At 69.8% G+C, this 25,493-nt stretch carries 27 protein-coding genes, 1 tRNA gene and 1 riboswitch; of the genes, 5 read left to right on the top strand and 23 right to left on the bottom strand.

Annotated elements, in window-relative coordinates; translation table 11 throughout:
• Positions 1 to 161 precede the first annotated feature (161 nt).
• Positions 162 to 1,061, bottom strand: a complete 900-nt coding sequence (gene rarD / locus ABB34_RS06325) for an EamA family transporter RarD (RefSeq protein WP_057640399.1) — start codon at positions 1,059 to 1,061, stop codon at positions 162 to 164.
• Positions 1,058 to 1,957 carry a drug/metabolite exporter YedA gene (yedA, locus tag ABB34_RS06320; protein WP_057640398.1) on the bottom strand — a complete coding sequence of 300 codons (900 nt, stop codon included), beginning with the start codon at positions 1,955 to 1,957 and terminating at the stop codon, positions 1,058 to 1,060. The genes rarD and yedA overlap by 4 nt, the downstream gene beginning before the upstream one ends.
• A gap of 246 nt (positions 1,958 to 2,203) precedes the next feature.
• Between yedA and ABB34_RS06315 the strand changes: the two genes are divergently transcribed.
• The gene (locus ABB34_RS06315; protein ID WP_057640407.1) at positions 2,204 to 2,671 is read left to right on the top strand and encodes an REP-associated tyrosine transposase; all 468 of its coding nucleotides are present in this window, start codon (positions 2,204 to 2,206) and stop codon (positions 2,669 to 2,671) included.
• Positions 2,672 to 2,734: 63 nt separating this feature from the next.
• Here the strand turns inward: ABB34_RS06315 and ABB34_RS06310 are convergent, their stop codons facing one another.
• From ABB34_RS06310 to birA, 12 genes are all read right to left on the bottom strand, one after another.
• A complete protein-coding gene (locus ABB34_RS06310; RefSeq protein WP_057640406.1) occupies positions 2,735 to 4,390 on the bottom strand; it encodes a M28 family metallopeptidase in 1,656 nt (551 codons plus the stop codon).
• 115 nt (positions 4,391 to 4,505) lie between these two features.
• Entirely contained in the window at positions 4,506 to 5,438 is a 933-nt protein-coding gene (locus tag ABB34_RS06305) for an MBL fold metallo-hydrolase (RefSeq protein ID WP_057640397.1), read from the bottom strand.
• 130 nt (positions 5,439 to 5,568) lie between these two features.
• Positions 5,569 to 5,868 carry a hypothetical protein gene (locus tag ABB34_RS06300; protein ID WP_057640396.1) on the bottom strand — a complete coding sequence of 100 codons (300 nt, stop codon included), beginning with the start codon at positions 5,866 to 5,868 and terminating at the stop codon, positions 5,569 to 5,571.
• Positions 5,869 to 6,178: 310 nt separating this feature from the next.
• Positions 6,179 to 7,465, bottom strand: coding sequence for a tryptophan--tRNA ligase (locus ABB34_RS06295; protein ID WP_057640405.1), 1,287 nt, complete (start codon positions 7,463 to 7,465; stop codon positions 6,179 to 6,181).
• 120 nt (positions 7,466 to 7,585) lie between these two features.
• Positions 7,586 to 7,807 carry a CsbD family protein gene (locus ABB34_RS06290; protein WP_057640395.1) on the bottom strand — a complete coding sequence of 74 codons (222 nt, stop codon included), beginning with the start codon at positions 7,805 to 7,807 and terminating at the stop codon, positions 7,586 to 7,588.
• A gap of 193 nt (positions 7,808 to 8,000) precedes the next feature.
• Entirely contained in the window at positions 8,001 to 8,138 is a 138-nt protein-coding gene (locus ABB34_RS06285) for an entericidin A/B family lipoprotein (protein ID WP_057640394.1), read from the bottom strand.
• Positions 8,139 to 8,173: 35 nt separating this feature from the next.
• Entirely contained in the window at positions 8,174 to 8,323 is a 150-nt protein-coding gene (locus ABB34_RS06280; RefSeq protein ID WP_057640393.1) for an entericidin A/B family lipoprotein, read from the bottom strand.
• A gap of 145 nt (positions 8,324 to 8,468) precedes the next feature.
• The gene (gene rocF, locus ABB34_RS06275; protein ID WP_057640392.1) at positions 8,469 to 9,389 is read right to left on the bottom strand and encodes an arginase; all 921 of its coding nucleotides are present in this window, start codon (positions 9,387 to 9,389) and stop codon (positions 8,469 to 8,471) included.
• A 91-nt stretch (positions 9,390 to 9,480) separates the two neighbouring features.
• Positions 9,481 to 9,556: transfer RNA gene (locus ABB34_RS06270), tRNA-Thr, on the bottom strand.
• A gap of 66 nt (positions 9,557 to 9,622) precedes the next feature.
• Positions 9,623 to 10,309, bottom strand: a complete 687-nt coding sequence (locus ABB34_RS06265) for an SPOR domain-containing protein (protein ID WP_057640391.1) — start codon at positions 10,307 to 10,309, stop codon at positions 9,623 to 9,625.
• A 9-nt stretch (positions 10,310 to 10,318) separates the two neighbouring features.
• Positions 10,319 to 11,056, bottom strand: a complete 738-nt coding sequence (locus tag ABB34_RS06260) for a type III pantothenate kinase (protein WP_057640390.1) — start codon at positions 11,054 to 11,056, stop codon at positions 10,319 to 10,321.
• Positions 11,053 to 12,018: a bifunctional biotin--[acetyl-CoA-carboxylase] ligase/biotin operon repressor BirA gene (birA, locus tag ABB34_RS06255; RefSeq protein WP_057640389.1), complete on the bottom strand. Its 966-nt coding sequence runs from the start codon at positions 12,016 to 12,018 to the stop codon at positions 11,053 to 11,055. Before birA ends, ABB34_RS06260 begins: the two co-directional genes overlap by 4 nt.
• Positions 12,019 to 12,135: 117 nt before the next feature.
• On the opposite strand from birA, the gene ABB34_RS06250 reads away from it, so the two are divergent.
• Positions 12,136 to 12,429, top strand: coding sequence for a hypothetical protein (locus ABB34_RS06250; protein WP_083490084.1), 294 nt, complete (start codon positions 12,136 to 12,138; stop codon positions 12,427 to 12,429).
• A complete protein-coding gene (locus ABB34_RS06245) occupies positions 12,396 to 13,199 on the top strand; it encodes a M90 family metallopeptidase (RefSeq protein WP_057640387.1) in 804 nt (267 codons plus the stop codon). The genes ABB34_RS06250 and ABB34_RS06245 overlap by 34 nt, the downstream gene beginning before the upstream one ends.
• A gap of 83 nt (positions 13,200 to 13,282) precedes the next feature.
• Here ABB34_RS06245 and ABB34_RS06240 read toward each other — a convergent pair whose 3' ends face one another.
• The 4 genes from ABB34_RS06240 to dusA form a co-directional block, all read right to left on the bottom strand.
• Entirely contained in the window at positions 13,283 to 14,710 is a 1,428-nt protein-coding gene (locus tag ABB34_RS06240) for an ATP-binding protein (RefSeq protein WP_057640386.1), read from the bottom strand.
• 22 nt (positions 14,711 to 14,732) lie between these two features.
• Positions 14,733 to 15,419 (bottom strand): response regulator transcription factor, encoded by a 687-nt coding sequence (locus tag ABB34_RS06235; protein WP_057640385.1) that lies wholly within the window; start codon positions 15,417 to 15,419, stop codon positions 14,733 to 14,735.
• A 74-nt stretch (positions 15,420 to 15,493) separates the two neighbouring features.
• Positions 15,494 to 15,889 (bottom strand): hypothetical protein, encoded by a 396-nt coding sequence (locus tag ABB34_RS15665; protein ID WP_057640384.1) that lies wholly within the window; start codon positions 15,887 to 15,889, stop codon positions 15,494 to 15,496.
• Between the two features lie 171 nt (positions 15,890 to 16,060).
• Positions 16,061 to 17,071, bottom strand: a complete 1,011-nt coding sequence (gene dusA / locus ABB34_RS06225; RefSeq protein WP_057640383.1) for a tRNA dihydrouridine(20/20a) synthase DusA — start codon at positions 17,069 to 17,071, stop codon at positions 16,061 to 16,063.
• A 127-nt stretch (positions 17,072 to 17,198) separates the two neighbouring features.
• Positions 17,199 to 17,439, top strand: a riboswitch (cobalamin riboswitch).
• A gap of 207 nt (positions 17,440 to 17,646) precedes the next feature.
• On the opposite strand from dusA, the gene metE reads away from it, so the two are divergent.
• The gene (gene metE / locus ABB34_RS06220; RefSeq protein WP_057640382.1) at positions 17,647 to 19,935 is read left to right on the top strand and encodes a 5-methyltetrahydropteroyltriglutamate--homocysteine S-methyltransferase; all 2,289 of its coding nucleotides are present in this window, start codon (positions 17,647 to 17,649) and stop codon (positions 19,933 to 19,935) included.
• Positions 19,936 to 19,989: 54 nt separating this feature from the next.
• On the opposite strand, the gene ABB34_RS06215 is transcribed toward metE, so the two are convergent.
• From ABB34_RS06215 to ABB34_RS14810, 4 genes are all read right to left on the bottom strand, one after another.
• On the bottom strand, positions 19,990 to 20,655 hold the full coding sequence (locus tag ABB34_RS06215) for an anaerobic ribonucleoside-triphosphate reductase activating protein (protein ID WP_057640381.1): 666 nt from the start codon (positions 20,653 to 20,655) through the stop codon (positions 19,990 to 19,992).
• A complete protein-coding gene (nrdD, locus tag ABB34_RS15780; protein WP_057640380.1) occupies positions 20,652 to 20,843 on the bottom strand; it encodes an anaerobic ribonucleoside-triphosphate reductase in 192 nt (63 codons plus the stop codon). The genes ABB34_RS06215 and nrdD overlap by 4 nt, the downstream gene beginning before the upstream one ends.
• A complete protein-coding gene (locus ABB34_RS06205; protein ID WP_057640379.1) occupies positions 20,840 to 22,618 on the bottom strand; it encodes a ribonucleoside triphosphate reductase in 1,779 nt (592 codons plus the stop codon). The genes nrdD and ABB34_RS06205 overlap by 4 nt, the downstream gene beginning before the upstream one ends.
• 173 nt (positions 22,619 to 22,791) lie before the next feature.
• Positions 22,792 to 23,514: an MgtC/SapB family protein gene (locus ABB34_RS14810; RefSeq protein WP_211258174.1), complete on the bottom strand. Its 723-nt coding sequence runs from the start codon at positions 23,512 to 23,514 to the stop codon at positions 22,792 to 22,794.
• Between the two features lie 103 nt (positions 23,515 to 23,617).
• On the opposite strand from ABB34_RS14810, the gene pncA reads away from it, so the two are divergent.
• On the top strand, positions 23,618 to 24,238 hold the full coding sequence (gene pncA / locus ABB34_RS06195) for a bifunctional nicotinamidase/pyrazinamidase (protein ID WP_057640378.1): 621 nt from the start codon (positions 23,618 to 23,620) through the stop codon (positions 24,236 to 24,238).
• 169 nt (positions 24,239 to 24,407) lie between these two features.
• Here pncA and purU read toward each other — a convergent pair whose 3' ends face one another.
• A complete protein-coding gene (gene purU / locus ABB34_RS06190; RefSeq protein ID WP_057640377.1) occupies positions 24,408 to 25,259 on the bottom strand; it encodes a formyltetrahydrofolate deformylase in 852 nt (283 codons plus the stop codon).
• Between the last annotated feature and the right edge of the window lie 234 nt (positions 25,260 to 25,493).

Here is a 25,493-nt window from a genome sequence, read left to right as displayed (position 1 = left end):
GTCGAGGCTGGCAAACCCAAAAAACTCGCCGTCACCGCCTGCATGCGCAAGTACCTCACCATGCTCAACGCCATGCAGCGCGACAACCTGCCTTGGTACCCAAAAGGAAGCTCTGCATGAAATGACAGTTGACTCCTACGGCGCCCCGGCGACCACGTACCTCACGTTCGCCGGCGCGCCCTCGCCGCCGCGCGCACGCCGGCAATCGCGAACACCACCAGCCCGGCCCAGATCAGGCCGAAGCCGACCAGCTGCGAGGCCGCGAACGGCTCGCGCAGGATCAGCACGCCGACCAGGAACTGCAGCGTCGGGCCGATGTACTGCAGCAGCCCCACCACCGACAGCGGGATGCGGCGCACGCCGTAGGCGAAGGCGATCAACGGCACCGCGCTGACCACGCCGGCCAGCATCAGCAGCACGTCGTTGCCCACGCCCCAGCCGGAGATGAAGCCGCCGCCGTGGCCGCTTTCGGCCCACACCACGTAGGCCAGCGCCGGCCACACCATGAACAGGCTTTCCACGCCCAGCCCGGTCACCGCCTCGACCACCACCAACTTGCGCAGCAGCCCGTACAGGCCGAAGGTGATCGACAAGCCGATCGCGATCCACGGCGCGCGCCCGCTCTGCCAGGTCAGCCACGCCACGCCCAGCGCCGCCAGCGCCACCGCCAGCCATTGCAGCCGGCCCAGCCGCTCGCGCAGCACCACCACGCCCAGCACCACGCTCAGCAGCGGGTTGATGAAATAGCCCAGGCTGGTCTCGACCACGTGGCCGGCGTTCACCGCCCAGATGTACAGGCTCCAGTTGGCACCGATCAGCAGGCTCGCCAGCCCCAGCAGCCAGAACCGCCGCGGCGTGGCCCATACCTCGCGCAGCCAGCCCCAGCCGCGCGTCAGCGCCAGCCCGCCGACCAGCAGCACCGCGCTCCAGACGATGCGGTGGGCGATGATCTGGAACGACGGCACCTCGATCAGCAGGTGCCAGTACAGCGGGAACAGGCCCCAGATGACGAAGGCCAGGGTGGCCGCCAGCAGGCCGTTGCGGTGCTCGACGGGGTTCATGCGCGGCGCATCCGGGCCAGGGTGATGACCACGACGCCGGCCAGGATCACCGCCATCGCACCGATGTCGGCCGCGCCGAAGCGCTCGTGGGCGACCAGCGCGCCCAGCGCCACCGCGATCACCGGGTTGACGTAGGCATAGCTGCTGGCCAGCACCGGGCGCACGTTGTGCAGCAGCCACACGTAGGCGGTGAAGGCGACGATGGAGCCGAACACGCTCAGGTAGCCCACCGCCAGCACGCCCTGCAGCGTCGGCGCCACGGCCATGTGCTCGCCGCGCAGCAGGCCGGCGACGACGAGGATCACGCCGCCGCACAGCATCTGCCCGGCGGCGGTCATGAACGGCGAAGGCAGGTCGCGCCCGCGCGACCAGATCGAGCCGAAGGCCCAGCCCAGCGGCGCGATCAGCAGCAGCACCAGCCCGGTCGGCGTCGCGGTCAGGCTGCTGCCGGCGTTGAGCCAGACCACGCCGGCCAGGCCGATCGCGATGCCCAGCCACTCGCCGCCGGTGACCTTGCCACCGCGCAGCGCCGAGAACAACGCCATCCACAGCGGCACCGAGGCCACCGCCACCGCCGCCAGCCCGGAGGAGACGTCGCGCTCGGCCAGCACCACCATGCCGTTGCCGAGGAACAGCAGGCACAGCCCCATCACCGCCACGGTGCGCCACTGCACCCGCGTCGGCGCGGCCACCCCGCGCCAGCGCAGCAGGCCGTAGAGCACGCCGCCGGCGATGACGAAGCGGGTGCCGGAGATCACCGACAACGGCGGCATGCCGCCTTCCAGCGCCAGGCGGATGCCGAGGTAGGTCGAGCCCCAGACCACGTAGACCAGCAGCAGGGCGACGGCGACGAGGCCGCCACGCGGGGCAGCCTGCACGGGAACGGGTGCGGACATGGGGGAGACCGAAGGAGAACGCGGCAATTCTAGGCGAGCATCGCGGCCGGCGGCGTTACCACCGTCGCAACACCCGGTTGCAGCAACCGCCCCGTAGGAGCGCACCTTGGTGCGCGATGGGGCTTTCCCGGTGAAGCCCCATCGCGCACCAAGGTGCGCTCCTACGAGGGAAAAGCCGACGCGCGGGCAAGCCCTTGTCGCATGGAACGAGCAGCCCGGCCGCCCCACCCTGCCTGCATGACCGGCATGGATTGCCTACCCCGCAAGGGACACCACGCCCTGCGCAAGGGGCGCAGCAGCCTCCCGGGGCACATCTACCACGTCACCGCGACCACCCGGTCACGGGCGCCCCGCTTCGCGGACCACCGCCTCGCACAGGCCGCCTGCCGCTGCTTCGAGGACGCAGCGGTACTGGGCGACGCGAGGCTGCTGACCTGGGTGTTGATGCCGGACCACGCCCATTGGCTGGTGCAGCTTGGGCAACTGCGTTCATTGCCGGGAGCGATCCATGCGCTCAAGGCGTTCAGCACCCGCAACATCCATCGCGAGCTCGGCGGGTGCGGATCGATATGGAGCCGCGCCTACCACGACCATGCCCTGCGCCGGGACGAGGACGTTTTGACGGTTGCCCGCTACATCGTCGCCAACCCACTGCGCGCCCGGCTGGTCAAACGGATCGGCGACTACCCCTACTGGAATGCCATCTGGCTGTAGGAGCGCACCTTGGTGCGCGAAGGGCATTCCCGGTGAAGCCCCATCGCGCACCAAGGTGCGCTCCTACCTGCGCCGCGCGGCGTCGCTGGCTTCGCGCGCGCCACCGAACTCGGCACCTTCGTTCCACTGCGGCCAGTGCCGGCCGTTGGCCAGTTCCAGGCCGAGGTCGTAGACCAGCAGCGTGTCGGCGGCCAGCCCACGCGCGTCCCATTGCGGCGTCCACGCGTCGCAGGGCTGGTGGTAGCAGTTGGCGAAATAGGCATCGCGCAGCGCGCGGCCGGCGGCGACGCCACCCTCCCGCTTGTCCAGCCCGGCACCGACGGTGATCGCCGGCACGCCCTTGCGGGCGAAGGCGAAATGGTCGGCGCGGTAGAAGAAGCCGGCCTCCAGGTTCGGATCGGGCGACCAGCGGCGGCCCCGCGCGCGTGTCACCTGGTCGATGTCCGCTTCCAGCGAGACGCGGCCGTTGCCCCAGGTGGCGATGTCGGCGGTTTCGCCGTCCGGGCTGAACATCTCGATGTTCAACACCGCCGCGGTTTTCTCCAGCGGCGCCAGCGGGTGTTCGGCGTAGTAGCTGGCGCCCAGCAGGCCCTTTTCCTCGGCGGTCAGCGCGATGAAGTACAGCGTGCGCCGTGGGCGCGGACCGGCGGCGAACACCCGCGCCAGTTCCAGCACCGATGCCACGCCGGTGGCATTGTCGATGGCACCGTGGCGCACCGCGTCGCCGTTGGCATCGGGCTGGCCGATGCCGAACGCATCCCAGTGCGCGGAGAAGATCACCGACTCGTCCGGGTAGTTCGCACCTTCCAGCTTCGCCACCACGTTGCGGGTGACCACCGGCTCGCGCTTGACCGTGAAGCGTGCCGAAAGACGCGCGTCACCCAGCGCCAGCGGGCGGAAATCGGCATGCATGGCCTTGCGCTTCTCCGCTTCGAAATCCAGCCCGGCCGCGGCGAAGATGCGCTCGGCCAGCGCGCGCTGCATCCAGCCGCGCAGCGGCGTGTGCTGCGCCAGCGCATCGGCCTTACTGCGCTGGATGTCGAACAGCGGCGAGGTGCCCGACGCCTTCACCGTCGCCCACGGATACGCGGCCGGCGCGGTTTCATGGACGATCAGCACGCCCTCGGCGCCACGCCGCGCGGCCTCTTCGAACTTGTAGGTCCAACGACCGTAATAGGTGACCGCCTTGCCGTCGAACGCGCCCGGCGCATCGCTTTCGAAGTCGGCGTCGTTGACCAGCACCACGGCGATCTTGCCGTGCAGGTCCACGCCCTTGTAGTCGTCCCAGTGCCGCTCCGGCGCGTCGATGCCGTAACCGACGAACACCAGCGGTGCATCCGCCACGTCCACCTCGTCCTGCGGGCGCAGGCTCTGCAGGGTCACGTCCTCGCCGTTGACCAGCCGCACGCGCTCGTCACCGAGTTGCAGGCTGGCCTCCGGCGTGCCCTGCACCTGCGCGCGCACCAGCGGCACCTCCTGTACCCAGCCACCATCCTCACCGCCCGGCTGCACACCGGCCTTGCGGAATTGCTCGATCAAATACTCGACGGTGCGCCGTTCGCCCTCCGTCGCCGGCGCACGGCCCTCGAATTCGTCCGAGGCCAGCACCTGCACGTGCCGCGACAGCGCGTCCGGGTCGATGCTGCCACCGGGCAGGTCGTTGGCCGCACTGGCGATGCCGCCGACGAACAGGCAGGACGACAACAGCAGCATGCGCATGGGGTTCACGGCGGGCACCGGCAACGATGGAAGACGCGGAATTTTACCCGTAGATGCGGGGCTTGCCCCGCATGAAGCTCTCCCGGCAAAGCCCCGTACCGGGCCAGCCCGGTACCTACGGGTTCACGCGGTCCAACCAGCACGCCAGACCCTGCGCGTTGAGCTCGATGTCCAGCGCCAGCACGCGCAGCACGCCGGCATCGTCCAGCCGGCAACCATGCATGCGCGCACGCTCCAGATACAGCTCGCCCAACGCGGCCACCAGCGCGCGATGGCGGTCGGCGCGGCCGGCGCAGGCGCGGGCGATGGCGGTCATCGCGTCGATCTGCACGTGCAGGTCGGCGCCCAGCCGCGCCACGTCCTGCACGCGGCCGTAGTGGGTCAGGTACATCGCTTCCGGCCCCTGCGCCAGCAGCCGCTCGATGGAGACATGCATGGCCTCCGGGTCGAACTGCACCGGCGAGCTGGTGGGAACGATGAAGGCCCCCTGCGCACTGTCCAGTTCGCGGTAGGACAGGCCGAAGGTGTCGCCGGTGAACCAGCTACGGCTGGCCGCGTCCCACACGCACAGGTGGTGGCGCGCATGGCCGGGCGTGTCGATGCACAGCAGTTCGCGCCCGGCCAGCGACAGCCGGTGGCCGTCCCCGGCCACCACCACGCGCTCGGCCGGCACCGGCACGATGTCGCCATAGCTGCGCGCCATTTCCGCCTCGCCATAGACCGCGGTGGCGCCGGCGATCAGCCGCGCCGGGTCGATCATGTGCGGCGCGCCGCGCGGATGCACCAGCAGCCGCGCGTTCGGCAGTCGTTGCAGCAGCGCGCCAGCGCCACCGGCGTGGTCGAGGTGGACGTGGGTGAGGATCAGCCAGTCGATGGCATCCGCGCCGAGCCCGGCCTGCCCGGCCGCGTCCAACAGCCGCGGCACGGCATGGCTGGTGCCGCAGTCGACGAACGCGCCGCGCCCGTCCTCGACCAGCAAGTAGGCCGCGTCGAAATGGTCGCGCTGGAACGCGGTGTCTATGGTGTGGATGCCGTGGCTGGCGGTCATGCGGTGGCTCCGGTCATGCGCCGCCCGATGCTGTCATCCGCATCGATGCGCGGCAATACGGCTTTTGTAGGAGCGACGCGAGTCGCGATGAAGCTTTCCCGGCGATGCCTGGTCGCGACTCACGTCGCTCCTACGGACGGCGCAGCACGCGCGGGCGCAGCAGCAGGGCCAGCGCCATCACCGCGAGAAAGCCGCCGTAGGCATAGAGCACGGCGAGGATCTGCTTCCACATGCTGTCCACGTCGGCCTCGGCCGCGCCGGTGGCATAGCCCCAGTGCATGCCGACGATGCTGAGCAGCAGCGCCAAGGCCAGCGCCGCGCCGTCGAACAGGGTGCGCAGGCGGTGACGCGGCTGGCGCGGGAACCACCAGTACAGCGCGCTCATCACGCAGAACCAGGGCAGGAACAGCAACAGCGACAACCAAGCCATCAGCGACTCCTGGCGACGTTCAAGCCCCTCTCCCTTCGGGGTGAGAGGAGCCGTTTGCGAACCAGTGGTTCGCGGCTCATCGAGCGCCCTTGCGCCAGCGCAAGGGCCCGGGCGCGGAGCGGGGGTTGGGGTGAGGGGCAACGAAGCCCAGATAATTCAACCATCATGGACTCCGTTTGCCCCCATCCGCCCCTTCGGGGCACCTGCATACGGCACATCCATGTGCTTCACCCTTCGGGCGGCTTCGCCGTGCAGCCCGGCAATCCTGCCGGGCTGTCTCCCGGAGAGAGAAGGAAAGGCATTGCGCAAGTTATTCGCGCAGTGCAGCCAGCGCAGCCAGCACCTGCTCCACTTCCGCTTCCAGCTTGAACGACTCGCTTTGCAGGGCATCGCCGTGCTCGGCCTGCTTCAGCGCGGCGACCAGCTGGCCGGCGTCGCGCGGCGAATCGAAGCCTTCGCTCTGGATCAGCAGCCGGCCTTCACCATCGAGCAGCTTGAAATGGAAGCGGCCGTCCGCCTCGCGGTACTGCTTGAACTGCGGCAGCGCGGCCTTGGCCGCGGCCGTGGCACGCGGGGTGTCGCCGGCCGCGGCCAGGTCGCGCAGACCCACTGCGTAGCGCAGTTCCTTCAGCAGCGGGATGGCGAAGCGCTCGCGCAGCTCCTGCCCACGCCGGCGCAGCAGGGCCTCGATCCGCTCAGGCTCGGCCATCAGCGCGTTGTAGCGCTCGCGCAGCGGCGACAGCTCGGCGTCGATGCGCTCGAACAGCTGCTGCTTGGCCTCGCCCCAGCCGATGCCGTCGGCGAAGGCCCTGGCGAACGCGGCGCTCTGCTCCGGCGTGGCAAAGGCCTGGTACATCTGGAACAGCGCCGAGCCCTCGGTGTCCTTCGGCTCGCCAGGCGCGCGTGAGTCGGTGAGGATCGAGAACACCAGCTTCCTCAGCTCCTCGCGCGGGGCGAACAGCGGGATGGTGTTGTTGTAGCTCTTGCTCATCTTGCGGCCGTCCAGGCCCGCCAGCGTCGCCACCTGCTCGTCGATCGCCGCCTCCGGCAGCGCGAAATGGTCCTTGCCGTAGATGTGGTTGAAGCGCTGGGCGAAGTCGCGCGCCATCTCGATGTGCTGGATCTGGTCGCGGCCCACCGGCACCTTGTTGGCGTTGAAGATCAGGATGTCGGCGGCCATCAGCACCGGGTACATGAACAGGCCCGCGCTGATGCCGGCATCGTCGTCGACGCCCTCCTCGCGGTTCTTGTCCACCGCCGCCTTATAGGCGTGGGCGCGGTTGAGGATGCCCTTGCCGGCGACCACGGTGAGGTACCAGGTCAGCTCGGTGGTCTCGGGAATGTCGCTCTGCCGGTAGAACCACACCTTGTCCGGGTCCAGCCCGCAGGCCAGCCAGCTGGCGGCGATCTCCAGCGTCGAGCGCTGGGTGCGCACCGGGTCCTGCGCCTTGATCAGGCTGTGCAGGTCGGCCAGGAAGAAGAAGCTCTCGATGCCCTGGGTGCGACTGGCGGCGATCGCCGGGCGGATCGCGCCGACGTAGTTGCCCAGGTGGGGAGTGCCGGAAGGAGTGATGCCAGTGAGAACGCGGGTGGTCATGAACACGGGAATGCAGGCGGATGAACGCGCCCAGTGTAACCGCCCGCCCGCCGTCGCCGATGGAAAGCGGGCGGGCCGCATGCCGCGGCCCGCCCGTCCCGTCCATCCACCCGTGCCCGGTCAGTGGTAGTCCGGGTAGTCCTTGCGCAGCGCCTTCTCGAAATCGCGGATCTCGGTTTCGGCGCGGTCCTTGGCCCAGCCATAGCGTTCCTGCAGGCGCCCGGCCAGGTATTCGGCGTTGCCCTCGGCCACCTGGAAGTCGTCGTCGGTCAGGTCGCCCCACTTGGCCTGCGCCTTGCCCTTGATCTGGCTCCACTTGCCGGAAATGATGTCTTTGTTCATGTAGGTTCTCCTTGCGAAGGGGGAGCGGCGCTCTTGCCGCGCAACCACCTTGCCAAGGCCGTTGTTGGTGCCCGGTCCACGGTTCGTTTGCCGGCGCTGACGTTCTTGAACGCGCCGTGACCCCGCGGCCGGGACCGGTAACGAAAAGGGCCGGCGATCGCCGGCCCTTCCGCTTGCCTTGATGCGCGGTGGATCAGTGGCCGGTGGCCGCGTCCTCCACCTTCTCGCCCGCCTTCTGCACATCCTTGCCGGCACCGGCAATGGTGTTGCAGCCGGCCAGCATCGCCATCGCGTACATCGACAACAGCACCAGCACGAGCAAACGCTTCATCGGGTTTCTCCTCGTCACGGGTTCAATGCACGGGTTCAGCACCTGCCGTCCTTGCAATCCTGGGCCTTGTCCTCGACCTTCTCGCCTGCCTTCTGCATGTCCTTGCCGGCGCCGGCGACGGTGTTGCAGCCGGCGAGCACCAGCGGGAACAACCCCAGCACGGCCAGTATCAGCACTCGCTTCATCCACCTTCTCCTCGTTCAGTGATTGGCGGTCGCGGCGGGCCGCGAAGCTCCCCGGCCACCGCTTCCGCGTGAGGCAAATCTGGCGGCTGCGCCGTGCAGCGCACGTGAACGCGACCGGCCGCTGTTCAGCGATGTGCAGCCGGCATCAATCGCGCATCAGCGTGGACTTGCCGAACAGGCTTTCGACCAGGTCCACCGCCAGCTTGGCGGTGCGGTTGCGGCGGTCGAGCAGCGGATTCAGTTCGACGATGTCCAGCGAGCCCATCAGCCCGGTGTCGGCGATCATCTCCATCACCAGCTGCGCCTCGCGGTAGTTCACCCCGCCCGGCACCGTGGTGCCCACGCCGGGGGCGATGGACGGGTCGAGGAAATCCACGTCGAAGCTGACGTGCAGGTGGGTGTTGCCGTCGATGCCGGCCAGCGCCGCTTCCATCGTGCGCTTCATGCCGGCCTCGTCGATGTAGCGCATGTCGTACACGTCCACCTGGTGCTGCTTGATCAGGCGCTTCTCGTCCTGGTCCACCGAGCGGATGCCGATCTGCCGCACCTGCTGCGGCGAGATCGCCGGCGAAGTGCCGCCCAGCTTGGTCAGCGCATCCGGCCCCAGCCCGCACAGGCAGGCCACCGGCATGCCGTGGATGTTGCCGGACGGGGTGACCTCGGAGGTGTTGAAGTCCGAGTGCGCGTCCAGCCACAGCACGCGCAGGTCCTTGCCCTGCTCGCGGCACCAGCGCGCCACCGCGGTGACCGAGCCCATGCCGAGGCAGTGGTCGCCGCCGAGCATGATCGGCAGGCGCCCATCGCGCAGTTCGGCATAGGTGGCATCCATCAGCGCGCGGTTCCACGCCACCACCTCGTCGAGATGGCGGTAACCGTCCACCGGCGCGGTCCACGGGTTGCGCGGCCCCTGCAGGTTGCCGACGTCGCGTACGTCCACGCCGCGCGCGGCCAGCGCCTCGGGCAGCCCGGCGATGCGCAGCGCCTCCGGCCCCAGCCGCGCGCCGCGGTGGCCGGCACCGACGTCGGTGGGCACGCCGATCAATGAAACAGGACGAGAACTGACCATGATTCCTCCGTTGCAAATGAAAGCATTCTAGCCAATGGCCACGCCCGCCACCCGCGGCGACGCAGCAGCGGGGGCGGGAAAACGCAGGGAATGGTGCCGCTTATCCGAATCGAACGGATGACCTACTGTTTACAAGACAGTTGCTCTACCGACTGAGCTAAAGCGGCATGGAGGCGATGCCTGCGCGACGGGCAGGATGGTATCCGCGGGCCGGAGGCCGGCGGGCATTCTAGCTAGCGCAGCCGTGCGCAATCCAGCACTTGTTGCCGCTGCGCGCCGCTGCGGCGCTGCAGGGCCGCGGCCGGCACCGTACCGGCGTGGGCGGCATCCAGCCACCAGCTGGACGCTTCCTCGCCACCGCTGGTGAGCAGCTGCGCCGGGAAACCGGCCTCGACCAGCGTGGCCTGGCGGCGCTCGGCGCCTTCGCGGCTGCGATACTGGCCCAGGGCAATCGCATTGGCTTCCTCGCCCTGGCCCATGATGAAGTAGTCGCCGAAGCCGGCGTCGGCGATGCGCTTGGCCGTGGCCTGCGCTTCCTCGCGGGTGGCCGCCGGCGGCAGGATGACCCGGTAGCTGCTGGCCGCCCGGGGCGGCACTTCGCGCAGGTGCGAGCGCAGCAGGTCCGCGCCCAGCGTCGCCACCGCCGCCTGTGCCCGTGCCTTGTCGGCGAACGGGCCGAGGCTGAGGCAACGCTCGGCGGCGGAATCCGCGGCGGCTGGTGGATCGGCAGCCTCCGCCGCGGGAGGCGCGGCTACTGCGGCGGTTGCCGGCAGCGCCTCCGGCACCACCAGTTCCAGCCTTGCCACGCCGGTTTCGGCTGGCTCGGGTGGCGACGGTTCGGGCGCGCGCGGCGCCATCCACCACAGGGCAACGCCGACGTTGAGAATGGCCAGCACGACGATCAGGAAGCGATTCAGCATGGGGCGATCCTAGCCTCCCGCGGCGCTTTGGTGCAGCGCCCAGCGCGCCAGGCCATCCAGCACCAGCGCAGGCCGGTGTTCGGCGCCCGGCAGCAAGGGCAGCAGCGGTGCGGCACCGCCGCCATGCACCCACAGCACCGGCTCGACCCCCAGCTCGGCGGCGCCGAGGCGCAGGCTGCGTTCGACCAGCGCCACCGCCGCGCCGTCGCAGCCCGACGCCAATGCATCGGCGGTGTCGTTGGCGAACTCCGCATAGTCGCCGCCGCTGGCCGGCAACTGCACCGCACGCGCATGCAGCGCCTCACGCATGGTGGTGGGCGAAGCGCCGATGCGGCCGCCACGGTGCAGGCCACCGGCATCCATCAGGTCGATGGTCAGCGCGGTGCCGACGCCGACCACCAGCACCGGCTGGCGCATGCGTGCGGCGGCCAGCAGGGCGAGGAAGCGGTCGACGCCGAATTTCTCCGGGCGCGCATAGGCGATCCTCACCCCGGCGCATTCGGGCAGGGTGCGGGCCACGCGCACCTGCGCGAAGCGTTCGCGCAGCAGCGCCATCACCGTCACGGTCAGCGCCGGCGCGGCGACGCTGGCCACCCAGGCGGTATCGCCCTGCGGCAGCGCTTCCAGCGCCGCGGTGGTCATCGCCTCGGCGCCATGCGCCCAGGCCTGCACGTCGCCGGCGGCCTCCCCGGCCAACGGCGCGAACTTGAAACGGGAATTGCCCAGGTCGAACAACCAGTCGTTCATTGCGCCCTCACGCTGACTTCGCCGGCATGGAAATGGCGCTCGGCGCCCCCGATGCCTACCCGCAGCGCGCCGTCCTCGGCCAGGCCACGGGCAATGCCTTCGTGGAGGACGCCGCCCTCTTCCACCCGCACGTGGCGGCCGGCCAGCACGTCCAGCGCGGCGTAGCGCGGCAGGAACGGCGCCAGCCCCTGCCGCTCGAACTGGTCCAGCGCCGGCAGCAGGTGCGACAGCAGGACGGCCACGACCGTGTTGCGCGATACCGGCGCGCCGGCCAGCGTATCCAGGTCGGTCCACGGCTGGTCGATGGCCGGCACCACCGCCGCCGGCATGCGCACGTTCAGGCCCAGCCCGACCACCGCCCGCGCCGGCCCGGCGAATTCGCCGCCGCCCTCCACCAGCAGCCCACCCAGCTTGCGGCCATCGACCAGCAGGTCGTTGGGCCATTTCAGGCCGACCCCGGCGATGCCCAGCGCCTGCAGCGCCTCGCCGACCGCCACGCCCGCGGCCAGGCTCAGCCCGCCCATGCGCGACAGGCCACCGGCAAACGCACGCGACAGCGACAGGTAGATGTTCGCGGCCAGCGGCGAGGCCCATTGCCGGCCGCGGCGACCTCGGCCGCCGGTCTGGCGTTCGGCCAGCAGCACCTCGGTGCCGCGCAAAGGTGCGCTGCGCCGCAGCAATTCACTGTTGGTCGAGCCCAGCGTCCAGCCGATTTCCAGCCCCGCCATCGCAGCGGCCACGGCCGGGTCCAGCTGCGCCAGGATGCGCTCGCGGTCCAGCAGTTCCAGCGGCTGCAATAGCCGGTAGCCGTCGCCGGCGCGGCCCTCTATCGCTACCCCGGCCGCGCGCAGGCCCTGTATCCGCTTCCATATCGCGGCCCGGGTCTGGCCCAGTTCGCGCGCCAGCGCGTCGCCGGACAGGGCGCCCGCCCCCAGTTTGGCCAACAGCTCGCGGTCGTCCACGGCAACCTTTCCTCCCGGCAGAGCGGCAGATTATGCGGGAAGCCACCCGCGGCCCCTACCGGCCCGGCGTGGAAAGCAGGCTAGAATCGGTAGCTCGACCGCTCCCGGACAATGACGATGCGCCGTACCGCCCATTGCCTGATCCTGCTGCTGGCCCCCCTGGCCGCAGCCGCGCATGCCGCGGACGCATTCGACAGCCCGGCATCCGGCGGTTGCAGCTACGCGCCCGGCGAGGTGGAGCGGGTGGCGGCGCCGGCCGCCTCGGTGAACCTGGCCAACACTCCGCCGCCGGCCAAGCACGCCGTGCCGCCCACGCCGCCGCAACAGGCCGGTGGCGGCAGCGACGAAGAGGTGATCCCGCGCCTGCGCGCGCCGAAGTGGCACCGGCTGCTGCCGGGGATGTTCCGCTGATCCAGTCGTTCCTGCGCCGCTGGCGGCGCACGCCCGCCCAACTCGACGACGCGCTCTGGCAGCAGGTCTGCCGGGATTGCCCGTGGCTGCGGCCGCTGGACGACGCGCGCATCGCGCGACTGCGCGGGCTGGTGCTGCTGTTCCTGCAGCGCAAGGCCATCACTCCGGTCGCGGGGCTGGAACTGGACGACGCCCAGCGCCTGCTGCTGGCCGCGCTGTGCTGCCTGCCGCTACTCGAGTTCGGCCGCGAAGGCCTGCATGGCTGGTCGGAGCTGGTGGTGTACCCGGATGCCTTCCGCGTGCGCCGCAGCCATACCGATGCCGCCGGCGTGCTGCACGAATGGGACGACGAGTTGATCGGCGAGGCCTGGGACAGCGGCCCGTTGCTGCTGTCGTGGGCCGACGTGCAGGCCGACATCGCCGACCCGCAGGCCGGTTTCTGCGTGGCGGTGCACGAGATGGCGCACAAGATCGACGTGCTCGATGGCGCGATGGACGGCACCCCGCCGCTGCCGCGCGACTGGCAGCGGCAATGGGCGCGCGATTTCCAGCAGTGCTTCGATGCCTTCTGCGCGCGGGTGGATGCCGGCCGCGACACCGCCATCGATCCCTACGCCGCCGAGGCGCCGGAGGAATTCTTCGCGGTGGCCAGCGAATACCACTTCTCCGCGCCACGGCTACTGGAACGGGAGATGCCGGCGGTGGCCGCGCACCTGCGGCGCTTCTACGGGCCGTCGCCGTTCGCCGGCGCGCACGCTCTGCTGCCCTGACCATTGTTGCAGGAGCCACGTGAGTCGCGACCGGGTTTTCCCGTTGAAGTCAGGTCGCGACTCACGTCGCTCCTGCATCGCTCTCACAGGCCTGACGGCAGCTTCACTTCAAAGCGCGCGCCACCCAGCTCCGTCGAGCGCTTGACCTGCAGCTCGCCGCGGTAGTCGCGGATCAGGTCCTGCACGATCGACAGGCCGATGCCGTGGCCCTGCACGCGCTCGTCGCCGCGCACGCCACGCTGCAGCACCTTGGCGATGTTGTCCTCGGCGATGCCGGGGCCATCGTCATCGACCGCCAGTTCCAGCCCGGCGCGGCGCCCCGGTGCACACGGGATCGGCCGCGCGGTCAGCAGCACCCGGCGCCTGGCCCACTTGAAGGCGTTCTCCAGCAGGTTGCCGAGCAGCTCCTGCAGGTCGCCGGCCTCGCCGTAGAACTTGACGCCCGGCTCCAGCTCGAACTCGCACAGCACGCCCTTGGCGGCATAGACCTTTTCCAGCCCGCGCACGATTTCCTCGGCGCTGGCCTCGATCGGCACCGGCGCGGAGAACAGCTTGTGCCCGGACGAGGCGGCGCGCGCCAACTGGTAGGACACCAGGTTGTTCATGCGCTGCAGCTGCACGTCCAGTTCCTCGCGCAGCGCGGTTTCGTCGGCGCCGCCGTCGAGCTGCGTGCGCAGCACCGCGATCGGCGTCTTCAGGCTGTGCGCCAGGTCGGCCAGGGTATTGCGCTGGCGCTCCAGGTTCTCGCGCTCGCTCTCGATGAAGGCGTTGATGCTGTCGGTCAGCGGCTCCAGCTCGCGCGGGTGCATCTCGCTCATGCGCTCGCGCTCGCCGCGCTGCACCCGGGTCAGTTCGTTGATGACGTGCTTGAGCGGGCGCAGGCTCCATTGCAGCACCAGCGTCTGCAGCAGCAGCAGGATCAGGCCGGTGACGCCCAACCAGAACCACACCGCGTTGCGGAACACGCGCAGCTGCTTGCCCAGCGCGCGCGAATCCTCCAGCACGTAGATGGTGTACGGGAACTCGGCCTCCGGCCCGCCGTCGCCGCCCCACACCAGCCCGATGCCGTAGCGGTAGACCTCGCCGGGGCTGCCGTCGATCTGGGTGATCGGCAGCGGGCCTTCGAAGGTTTCCTGCCGCGGCCGCAACATGCGCGTGCCGACCTCGGGCAGGATCGGCCCTTCGGCGGACAGCGAGTTGCCGTGGCCGCCGGGCATCACCACCTGCAGGTACAGGCCGCTGCCGGGCACATCGAAGCGCGGGTCCGGCGGCTGCTCGCGGATGTACAGCGAGCGGTCGCGGGTGAAGTCGATGCCGCCGGCGTAGGCGGTGGCATAGTTCTTCAGGCGTTCGCTGAGGTTGTCGCGCGCGGCCTGGCCGAACGAGGCGTCCAGTGCATAGCCGGCCAGTGCCAAGAAGGCGACCAAGCCGACCGACGCGGACAGCAGCTGGCGCGCCTGCAGCGAACGCGGCCGCCAGCGCCGGAAGAACCAGAGACGGCCAAAGACCATTGCAGGCGCGCGGTGCGGTGGATCAGCCTTCGTGGTTGCGCGGGATCGCGAAGCGGTAGCCGCGGCCGCGCACGGTCTCGATCGGCTTGAGCTCGCCGTCCGGGTCCAGCTTCTTGCGCAGGCGGCCGATGAACACTTCCAGCACGTTCGAGTCGCGGTCGAAATCCTGCTGGTAGATGTGCTCGGTCAGGTCGGCCTTCGAGACCAGTTCGCCGGCATGCATCATCAGGTATTCGAGCACCTTGTACTCGTAGCTGGTCAGGTCGACGTTGCTGCCGCCGACACTGACCGTCTGCGCGGCCAGGTCCAGCGCCACCGGGCCGCATTCCAGCGTCGGCTTGCTCCAGCCGGCGGCGCGGCGCAGCAGCGCGTTGACGCGGGCCAGCAGCTCCTCGACGTGGAACGGCTTGACCAAGTAGTCGTCGGCGCCCTGCTTGAGGCCCTCGACCTTGTCCTGCCAGCTCGAACGCGCGGTCAGGATCAGCACCGGGAACTTCTTGCCCTCGTCGCGCAGCGCCTTGATCAGCTCCATGCCCGACATCTTCGGCAGGCCGAGGTCGATGATGCCGACGTCGAACGGCACCTCGCGGCCCATGTACAGGCCTTCCTCGCCGTCCTGCGCCGCATCGACGGCAAAGCCTTCGCGCTTGAGCCGGGCTGCCAGGGTCTCGCGCAGCGGGGCTTCGTCTTCGACCAGAAGGATACGCATGAACTCTCCCTGATTGCTTTGGCCGGCTCGGTGCCGGGCATTGTGCGGATTGCGGTACGGCGGACTATGCCAGTTCAGGAGTTATCGGCGCGTGGTGACCGCTGGCGGCCCTGTGCCGGGCCGCCGGGGCCACGCATGCGCGCGGCGGGGGCCTCGTCGTCCATGTAGCGGACCCGGCCGCGGTCGTCCATGTACTTCACGCGGTTGATGTCGCGCCCGTCGTAGGGCACCCGCTCGGCGCCGAGGATGCGGCCGCCGGTTTCGCGCTGCACGCGGCGCACCGAATCGGACAACGAGGAACGCGGCTGCGGCCGCTCGCTGTTCTGTACCTGCATGCGCGGCGCAGCCATGCGCATGCCGAGGTCCGCCGGTTCCTTGCGCGCTTCCTGTGCGGACGCCGGCGTGGCGGCCACGACGGCCAGCGCCACGGCGGCGACTACGAGCGGGAGATGACGCGGAAGCGGGAGCATGGGGTGATCCTATCGGACTGCGACGGAACGTTCAAAATACGTGAAAGCAGGAGTCCACGGGGAACCGTTCGAGCCCTGCCAAACTGCCGCAAATTCTTGATTTTTAGGGGTGAATCCGATATGAACCCTGCCCGCGAAACATTGCTCTGGCTGCCCTTCGTCGGGCCCCATTCAGCTTGCCGCGGCGCGTTCGGCCTGTTCCCGGGTGACCTGCACCGCCTGTTCGAGCAGTGACCAGTCGGCACCGGGGCGGTGCGCTCCTTCGCTGAGCACCTTGCGGAAACCGCGCCCGCCCGGCTGCCCGTGGTACAGCCCGAGCAGGTGGCGGGCGATGTGCTTGAGCGCCAGCCCGCGCTGCAGTTGCGCTTCCACATACGGGCGCAATTGCTCCAGCAGGTCCTCGCGGCTGCGCAGCGGCATGCCGGTCTGCGCCGCTTCCAGCGCATGCAGCACGTAGGGGTCGTGGTAGGCGGCGCGGCCGAGCATCACCCCGTCGACGTGCACCATCTGCGCCTGCGCCGCCTCCACCGTGGCGAGGCCGCCGTTGAGCACCACCGGCAACGCCGGGCGCTCGCGCTTGAGGCGGTGCGCCCAGTCGTAGCGCAGCGGCGGGATCTCGCGGTTTTCCTTCGGCGACAGCCCCTTCAGCCACGCATTGCGCGCATGCACGACGATCATCGCCGCGCCGGCCCGTACCTGCCGGTCAACGAAGGCGGCGAAGGTGGCGTAGTCGTTGTCCTCGTCCACGCCCAAGCGGCATTTCACCGTGACCGGGATGTCCACCGCCGCGACCATCGCCGCCACGCACTCGCCCACCAGTTCCGGCTCGCGCATCAGGCAGGCGCCGAAGCGCCCGGCCTGCACCCGGTCGGACGGGCAGCCGCAGTTGAGGTTGACCTCGTCGTAGCCCCAATCGGCGGCGATGCGCGCGGCCTGCGCTAGCAGGGCCGGCTCGCTGCCGCCCAGTTGCAGCGCCAGCGGATGCTCGCTGGCATCGAAGCCGAGCAGGCGCCGGCGGTCGCCGTGGATCACCGCATTGGCGTGCACCATCTCGGTATACAGCCGCGCGCCGGGCGCGAGGACGCGGTGGAACACCCGGCAATGCGAGTCGGTCCAATCCATCATCGGCGCCACCGAAAGGCGCAGGGAGGCGGCGTAGCGCGGGTCGTGGAGCGGCTGCAAGGCGAAACGTGTCCGTGGGGAAGTCGGCCCCGGCTGGCGCGGGGGACGCCAAGGGTAAACGAAGCGCCTGAACCGGGCCGCTCCCGGCCCCGGCACGCCCACGCTTGACCGGCAGCGGGTGCGCGCCTATCTTGTGCGCGCCGAAGGTATTCATCGCTTCATTCGGATGAAGGGATGAAATTAAACGGGAATCCGGTGAAGCGCGCCCGCAAGGCCCGCCATTCCGGAGCTGCCCCGCAGCGGTGAATGGAAACGACCGCCGTCAAATCAGCACTGGGCCGCCGTGCCCGGGAAGCGACGGCCACTAGGCGGACGCAGCCGCGTCCACGTCCATCAGCCCGAATACCGGCCTGGGCCGGGAGGCGCGTCGCCTCCTGTTTCGACCTGGCGTCTCCGCGGGGAGGCGGCCGGACCGCACGCGCGTCCCCGCGTGGCGGCCCTGCCTGCCTTCGCCACGGAACCCGGTTCGCCCGCGGGGGCGAAGGTCGCTGGCGTGGTGATGGCACGGCCCGGTGGCCGTTGCGGCAGCGCGCGGTTCCTTCGTTCCTCAATGCCCATGCAATGAGGAAAGTGTCATGACTAGCGTTACCAACCTGGGGTTTCCCCGCATCGGCGCGCGCCGCGAACTCAAGCGCGCGCTGGAAAGCCACTGGCGCGGCGAAACCGATGCCGCGCAGCTGCAGGCCACCGCCGCCGGACTGCGCGCGCGCCATTGGAAGCTGCAACGCGAGGCCGGCGTGGACCTGCCGCCGAGCAACGATTTCTCGCTGTACGACCACGTGCTCGACACCGCGTTCCTGTTCGACGCCATTCCCGAGCGCTACCGCGCCCTGGCCGAGCGCGATCCGCTGGCCGCCTACTTCGCGATGGCGCGCGGCCTGCAGAAGCCCGGCATCGACCTGCACGCACTGGAAATGACCAAGTGGTTCGACACCAACTACCACTACCTGGTGCCGGAACTGCACGCCGGCCAGCGCTTCGCGCTGCGCGGCGACAAGCCGTTGGCCGAGTACCGCGAGGCCAGGGCGCTGGGCATCGAAACCCGTCCCGTGCTGCTCGGGCCGGTGAGCTTCCTGCTGCTGTCCAAGACCACCGACGGCAGCCACCCGCTGGACCTGCTCGACGCGCTGCTGCCGGTCTACGTGCAGTTGCTGACGGCGTTGAAGGATGCAGGCGCGCAGTGGGTGCAGCTGGACGAGCCGGTGCTGGTGCAGGATCTGGACGACGCCGCGCGCGCCGCGTTCGAGCGCGCCTACGCCCATCTGGCCGAAGCACCGCACCCGGACATCCTGCTGGCCACCTATTTCGGCGCGCTCGACGACAACCTCGCGCTGGCCGCCGCGCTGCCGGTGCAGGGCCTGCATGTGGACTTGGTACGCGCACCGGAACAACTCGATGCGGTGCTGCGCGCGCTGCCGGCCGGGCGCGTGCTGTCGCTGGGGCTGGTCGATGGCCGCAACATCTGGCGCAACCCGCTGGACAACGCGCTGATCCTCGCCCGTTACGCGCGCGGCCACCGTGGCGACGGTCCGCTGTGGCTGGCGCCGTCGTGCTCGCTGCTGCATTGCCCGGTCGACCTGACGCTGGAAAAGAAGCTCGACGCGGAACTGCGCGGCTGGCTGGCGTTCTCGCGGCAGAAGCTCGACGAGCTGCGGCTGCTGGCCGACGCGCTCGACGGCCACGCCGGCACCGAGGCCGCGCTGGCGCAGGCGCGCGAGGCGGTGGAGGCCCGGCGGCGTTCGCCGCGCGTGCACAACGCCGCGGTCAAGGCGCGCGTGGCCGCGCTCACCGCCGCCGACGCCACCCGTGCCACCCCGCACGCGCAGCGCCTGCCGTTGCAGGCGGCGGCATTGCGCCTGCCGCCCTTCCCCACCACCACCATCGGCTCGTTCCCGCAGACACTGGAAGTACGCGAGGCGCGCGCCCGCAACAAGGCCGGCAAGCTCGCCGACGCCGACTACGAGGCCTTCCTCGAACGGCAGACCGAGCAGTGCGTGCGCGAGCAGGAACGGATCGGGCTGGACGTGCTGGTGCACGGCGAGTTCGAGCGCAACGACATGGTCGAGTACTTCGGCGAGCAACTCGACGGCTTCGCCTTCACCGGCAACGGCTGGGTGCAGAGCTATGGCTCGCGCTGCGTGAAGCCGCCGGTGATCTACGGCGACGTCAGCCGCCCGGCGCCGATGACGGTGCGCTGGTCGCAGTACGCGCAGTCGCTGACCGACAAGCCGATGAAGGGCATGCTGACCGGCCCGGTGACGGTGCTGCAATGGTCGTTCGTGCGCGACGACCAGGAGCGCGCGCAGACCTGCCGGCAGATCGCGCTGGCGCTGCGCGACGAGGTCAACGACCTGGAAGCGGCCGGCATCGCCGCGATCCAGATCGACGAGCCGGCGCTGCGCGAAGGCCTGCCGCTGCGCCGCGCGCAATGGCCGGCCTACCTTGGCTGGGCGGTGGAGGCCTTCCGCATCAGCGCCAGCGGCGTGGGCGACGCCACCCAGATCCACACCCACATGTGCTACGCGCAGTTCAACGACATCATCGACTCGGTGGCGGCGCTGGATGCGGACGTGATTTCCATCGAAACCTCGCGCTCGCGGATGGAACTGCTCGATGCGTTCGCGCGCTTCGACTACCCCAACCAGGTCGGCCCCGGCGTCTACGACATCCACTCGCCGCGCGTGCCCGACCGCAGCGAGATGGTGGACCTGCTGCGCAAGGCCGCCGAGGTCCTGCCGGCGCGGAAGCTGTGGGTGAACCCGGACTGCGGCCTGAAGACCCGCGGCTGGGCGGAAACCCGGGCGGCGCTGACCGCGCTGGTCGAGGCGGCACGGGAGATGCGCGGGGAGGCGGTTGCCGCATGACACACGAACGCGCCGCCGTGCATCGCGGCGGCGCGTTCCATCATCGCCACGGGCTCAACCGCGGCGGAAGCAGAAACTGGCGAAACCCGCGCGCAGGCGATGCAGGTCCACGTCGTCCTCGGCGATGCGGGCACGCCCTTCGCCGCGGCACTCCTGCAACGCCCAATGCGCCACGCCGCGCGCAACCAGCCCTTCGGCGAGGCGGTACAGCGCCTGCACCGGGAACAGCGTCGGGTGCCAGGTGGTGCGGCATTCGTAGGCCACGCCGCTGGCCAGCACCGCGTCCAGCGCTTCGCCCACCGGGCCGGCGCTGCCACGGCGGCCGGTCACCGCGTCGTGGTGTTCGGCGGGGGCCTTGATGTCCAGCCCGATCCAGTCCAGCTGCGGCAACACCCGGCGCAGCCGCGCCGGGTACATGCCGCCGCTGTGCAGGCCGATCCGGTAACCCATCGCCTTCACCCGCGCGATGGCCTCCGGCAGCGCGGCCTGCGCGGTCGGCTCGCCGCCGGAGAACACCACCGCGTCGAGCAGCCCGCGGCGGCGTTGCAGGAAGGCCGTCACCTGCGCCCAGTCCAACTCAACCGGCCCGCGCGCAGGCAGCAGCTCCGGGTTGTGGCAGTAGCCGCAGCGCCACGGGCAGCCCTGCAGGAACAACACCGCCGCCAGCCCGCCGGGAAAGTCGATGCTGGTCAGCGGCGTCATTCCACCGACGCGGATCATGCGGCCCTGCGCACCGGGGTTTCGCTGAAGAAGCGCCGTTGCGCGTGCTCGCCCTGCTTGCCGATGTTGAAGCTGGATACCGGGCGGTGGTAGCCCATCACCCGCGTCCACACTTCGCAGCGCTGGCGGTCTTCGTCGCGCAGCGGCGCGGTGGCGGCGGGAGTTGCGGGAATGGCGATGGTGTTCATGCGGTTGTCTCCTCGTGGGACATGACGTCGTCGGTGGTGGGCGACATGGCAGCCGCCCGGGTTTCCGCCAGCAGCCGCTCGTCGCAGCGCGGGCAGAATTCGTGCTCGCCCGCCAGGTAGCCGTGTACCGGGCAGATCGAGAAGGTGGGGGTGACGGTGATGTACGGCAGGCGGAAGCGGCTCAGCGCGCGCCGTACCAGCTCGCGGCAGGCCTCGCCGCTGGAAATGCGCTCGCCCATGTACAGATGCAGCACGGTGCCGCCGGTGTAGCGCGATTGCAGCGCCTCCTGCCGTTCCAGCGCCTCGAACGGGTCGTCGGTGAAACCCACCGGCAGCTGCGAGGAGTTGGTGTAGTACGGTTTGTCGGCGCTGCCGGCCTGCAGGATGTCCGGCCAGCGGCGGCGGTCCTCCTTGGCGAAGCGGTAGGTGGTGCCTTCGGCCGGCGTGGCTTCGAGGTTGTAGAGCTGGCCGGTGGCTTCCTGGAACGCCACCATCCGCGCACGCACGTGGTCGAGCAGGCGCAGGGCGAAGGCGTGGCCCCACTCGCTGGTCAGGTCGTGCGCATCGCCGCTGAAGTTGCGGATCATCTCGTTGATGCCGTTCACCCCCAGCGTCGAGAAATGGTTGCGCAGGCTGCCGAGGTAGCGCTTGGTGTACGGGTACAGGCCGTCGTCGATCAGTTGCTGGACGGTGCTGCGCTTGATCTCCAGGCTGCGCCGGCCCAGCTCCAGCAGTTCGTCCAGCCGCGCGAACAGCGCGGCCTCGTCGCCGCGGTGCAGGTAGCCCAGCCGTGCGCAGTTGATCGTCACCACGCCGAGGCTGCCGGTCTGCTCGGCGCTGCCGAACAGGCCGTTGCCGCGCTTGAGCAGCTCGCGCAGGTCCAGCTGCAAACGGCAGCACATCGAGCGGATCATCCCCGGGTCCAGCTCGGAATTGATGAAGTTCTGGAAGTACGGCAGGCCGTACTTGGCGGTCATGTCGAACAGCAGCCGCGCGTTCTCCGATTCCCACGGGAAATCGGCGGTGATGTTGTAGGTCGGGATCGGGAAGGTGAACACCCGGCCGCGCGCATCGCCCGCGCTCATCACCTCGATGTAGGCGCGGTTGATCAGGTCCATCTCCGCCTGCAGCTCGCCATAGGTGAACGGCATTTCCTCGCCGCCGATGAAGGGCGTCTGCTGCTTCAGGTCATCCGGGCACACCCAGTCGAAGGTGAGGTTGGTGAACGGCGTCTGCGTACCCCAGCGCGAGGGCACGTTGAGGTTGAAGATCAGCTCCTGGATGCACTGGCGCACCTCGTCGTAGGACAGCCCGTCCTTGCGCACGAACGGCGCCATGTAGGTGTCGAACGAGGAAAACGCCTGCGCGCCGGCCCATTCGTTCTGCAGGGTGCCGAGGAAGTTGACGATCTGCCCCACCGCCGAGGACAGGTGCTTGGGCGGGCCAGCCTCGACCTTGTTGGGCACGCCGTTGAAGCCTTCGTACAGCAGCGTGCGCAGCGACCAGCCGGCGCAGTAGCCGGCCAGCATGTCCAGGTCGTGGATGTGCAGGTCGGCCTCGCGGTGGGCGCGGCCGATCTCCGGTGGATAGACCCGCTCCAGCCAGTAGTTGGCGGTGACCTTGCCGGCCGCGTTCAGAATCAGCCCGCCCAGCGAATAGCCCTGGTTGGCATTGGCGTTGACCCGCCAGTCGGCACGGCTCAGGTACTCCTCGACCGAGGAAATCGAATCGACCAGATGCCGCCCGGCCGTGGCCGGGGAAGTGCTTGGCTCCATTGACAGCCCCTTCAATCCACAAGATGTTGTGGACATGATTCATGAAAACAACAAGATGTTGTTTGACATGGATCAAGCCGGGGGCTGGTGGCAGGGATACTCGACTCCCCGACCGTGCCGACACGGGGCCGCGGAACCGGCCTCCTTCCCACGGGATTTCCGCGGCTGGAACCTCAGGCGGTGGCCGGCCCGGCCAGCTCCACCGACACCACGCCTTCCACGCCACCCAGCAGCTCGGCCTTGGCCAGCAGCTGCGCGCGCGGCAGCGGCGGATCGCAGTCGATGTCGACGATGTCGTCGCCCTGCTCGCGCGGGCGCAGGGTGATGCGCTTGACCGGCAGGCCGGCGTCGGCGGCCGCCGCTTCCACCCGCGCCAGCGGCGTGCCGGCGGCCACGCGCAGGCGCAGGCGGCCGCTGCGCGCGCGGCGGCGCAGGTAGCGTTGTTCCAACGGCTTGAGCAGGGCCAGGATCGCCCACATCAGCGCCGTGGCCATCACCGCCGCGGCGTACAGGCCGGCGCCAGCGGCCAGGCCAACCGCCGCTACCGCCCACAGGCCCGCCGCCGTGGTCAGCCCACGGATCACCTGCTCGCGCTGCAGGAACAGGATGGTGCCGGCACCGAGGAAACCCACGCCGCTGACCACCTGCGCGGCGATGCGCGAGGGGTCGAGCACGATGTTGGGCTGGCCCAGCACGTCGAAGAAGCCGAAGGCCGAGACGATGATCGCCAGCGCCGAGCCCACGCACACCAGCATGTGCGTGCGCAGCCCGGCCGCCCATTCCAGGCGCCCGCGGTTGATGCCGATCACCGAACCCAGCAAGGCTGCCAGCAGCAGCCGCAGGCCCATTTCCCACCACTGGATCATCGTCGCCTCCGGCGCGTCATCACGGTCCACCGCAGTGTAGACCTTGCAGCCGTGTGGCCTCTCACGAAGCGGTGCGTCGGGCAATGCACGATGGCGGCGCTACAGTAGTCGCCCCCATCACGGAACCTGCGCGATGCACCGCAACGACACCGCCCTGCTGGTCATCGACCTGCAACCGGACTTCATGCCCGGCGGCGCGCTGCCCTGCGCCGAGGGCGACGCCATCGTGCCGGGCATCGCCGCACTGCTGGCGGCGCGCCGCTATGCCACCGTCGTCGCCACGCAGGACTGGCACCCGGCCGACCATGCCTCGTTCGCCAGCCGGCACGCCGGGCATTCGCCGTTCGAGACCATCGAACTGCACGGCCATCCGCAGACGCTGTGGCCGGACCACTGCGTGCAGGGCAGCACCGGCGCGGCGCTGCATCCGCAAGTGGATTGGAACCGCGCCGACCTGATCCTGCGCAAGGGCAGCAACCGGCAGGTGGATTCCTACAGCGCCTTTCGCGAAAACGTCGGCCCGGACGGCGGCCGCCCGGCCACCGGGCTGGCCGGCTGGCTGCGCGAACGCGGCATCGCCGAAGTGCACGTGTGCGGGCTGGCGCGCGACTACTGCGTGCTGTGGAGCGCGCAGGATGCGGTGGAAGCCGGCTTCCGCGTGGGTTTCCACTGGGACCTGACGCGCCCGGTCGATGCGGGCAACGACGCCGCCACGCGGCAGGCGCTCGCCGCCGCCGGAATTGCGGTTCTTTGATTGCGGCGATACCGCCAGGGACTCTCTTCCCCTCGTGGTATCCCGGTAGCGCCCGACCGTTGGTCGTGGCGGCGGCGCGAAGCGACGATGGGCTCACTGCCGGCCGTTCGACAGTACCGACCAACGGCCGGCACCCACCTGCAGGCGGGCAGCAGACCCGCAACCGGCATCACCGGAACACCACCGTGCGATGCGCGTTGAGCAGGATGCGGTGCTCGACGTGGCGGCGCACCGCACGGGCCAGCACCAGCGATTCGGTGTCGCTGCCCAGCCGCACCAGGTCGCGCGGGGTCATCGCGTGGTCCACGCGCGCCACGTCCTGCTCGATGATCGGGCCTTCGTCGAGGTCGCAGGTCACGTAGTGCGCGGTGGCGCCGATGATCTTGACCCCGCGCGCATGCGCCTGGTGGTAGGGCTGGGCGCCCTTGAAGCTGGGCAGGAAGCTGTGGTGGATGTTGATCGCGCGCCCGGCCAGCGCCGCGCACAGCTGTGGCGAGAGGATCTGCATGTAGCGCGCCAGCACCACCAGGTCGATGTTCTCGCGCTCGACCAGATCGAGGATCTGCCGCTCCTGCTGCGCGCGGTTGTCCGCGCTCACCGGCAGGTGGTGGAACGGTATCCCGTAGGACCCGGCCAGCGCGGCGAAATCGCTGTGGTTGGACGCCACCGCCGCGACCTCCACCTGCAACTGGCGGCTGTGCGCGCGGAACAGCAGGTCGTTGAGGCAGTGCCCTTGTTTGCTGACCAGCACCAGCAGGCGCGCACGGTGCCGCGCGTCGTGCAGTTGCCAGTCCATCGCGTAGTCCTCGCCCAGCCGTTGCAGGCACTCGCGCACTGCCGGCTCCTCGCCTGCCGAAGCCATGTCGAAGTGCACGCGCAGGAAGAAACGGCCGCTTTCCTCGTCGCCGAACTGCTGCGCGTCGAGGATGTTGCAACCGGCCTCGAACAGCAGGCCGGAAACGCGGTAGACGATGCCGGTGCGATCCGGGCAGGACAGGGTGAGGATGTAGTCGGGGCGCATCGCGCCGAGTCTAGCGGCGGGCAAAATTTTCCGGGGAAACCAAACGACAAGCCCGGTGCCCGCGAAAAGGCGAATTCCCGTGGATGCGGGGCCTGCCCCGCATGGGGCATTCCCCGCGAAGCCCGTGCCGGGCAAGCCCGGCACCTACGCAAAGACGATCCCCGTAGGTGCGGGGCTTGCCCCGCACAGTGCCTTCCCGGCAAAGCCCGCACCGGGCAAGCCCGGTGCCTACGC

The organism is Stenotrophomonas daejeonensis, from assembly GCF_001431505.1.
In the GTDB taxonomy this organism is placed as follows: Bacteria; Pseudomonadota; Gammaproteobacteria; order Xanthomonadales; family Xanthomonadaceae; genus Stenotrophomonas; species Stenotrophomonas daejeonensis.
The sequence above is the reverse complement of the archived record's forward strand: the minus strand, read 5'-3'. Positions and strand labels throughout refer to the sequence as shown.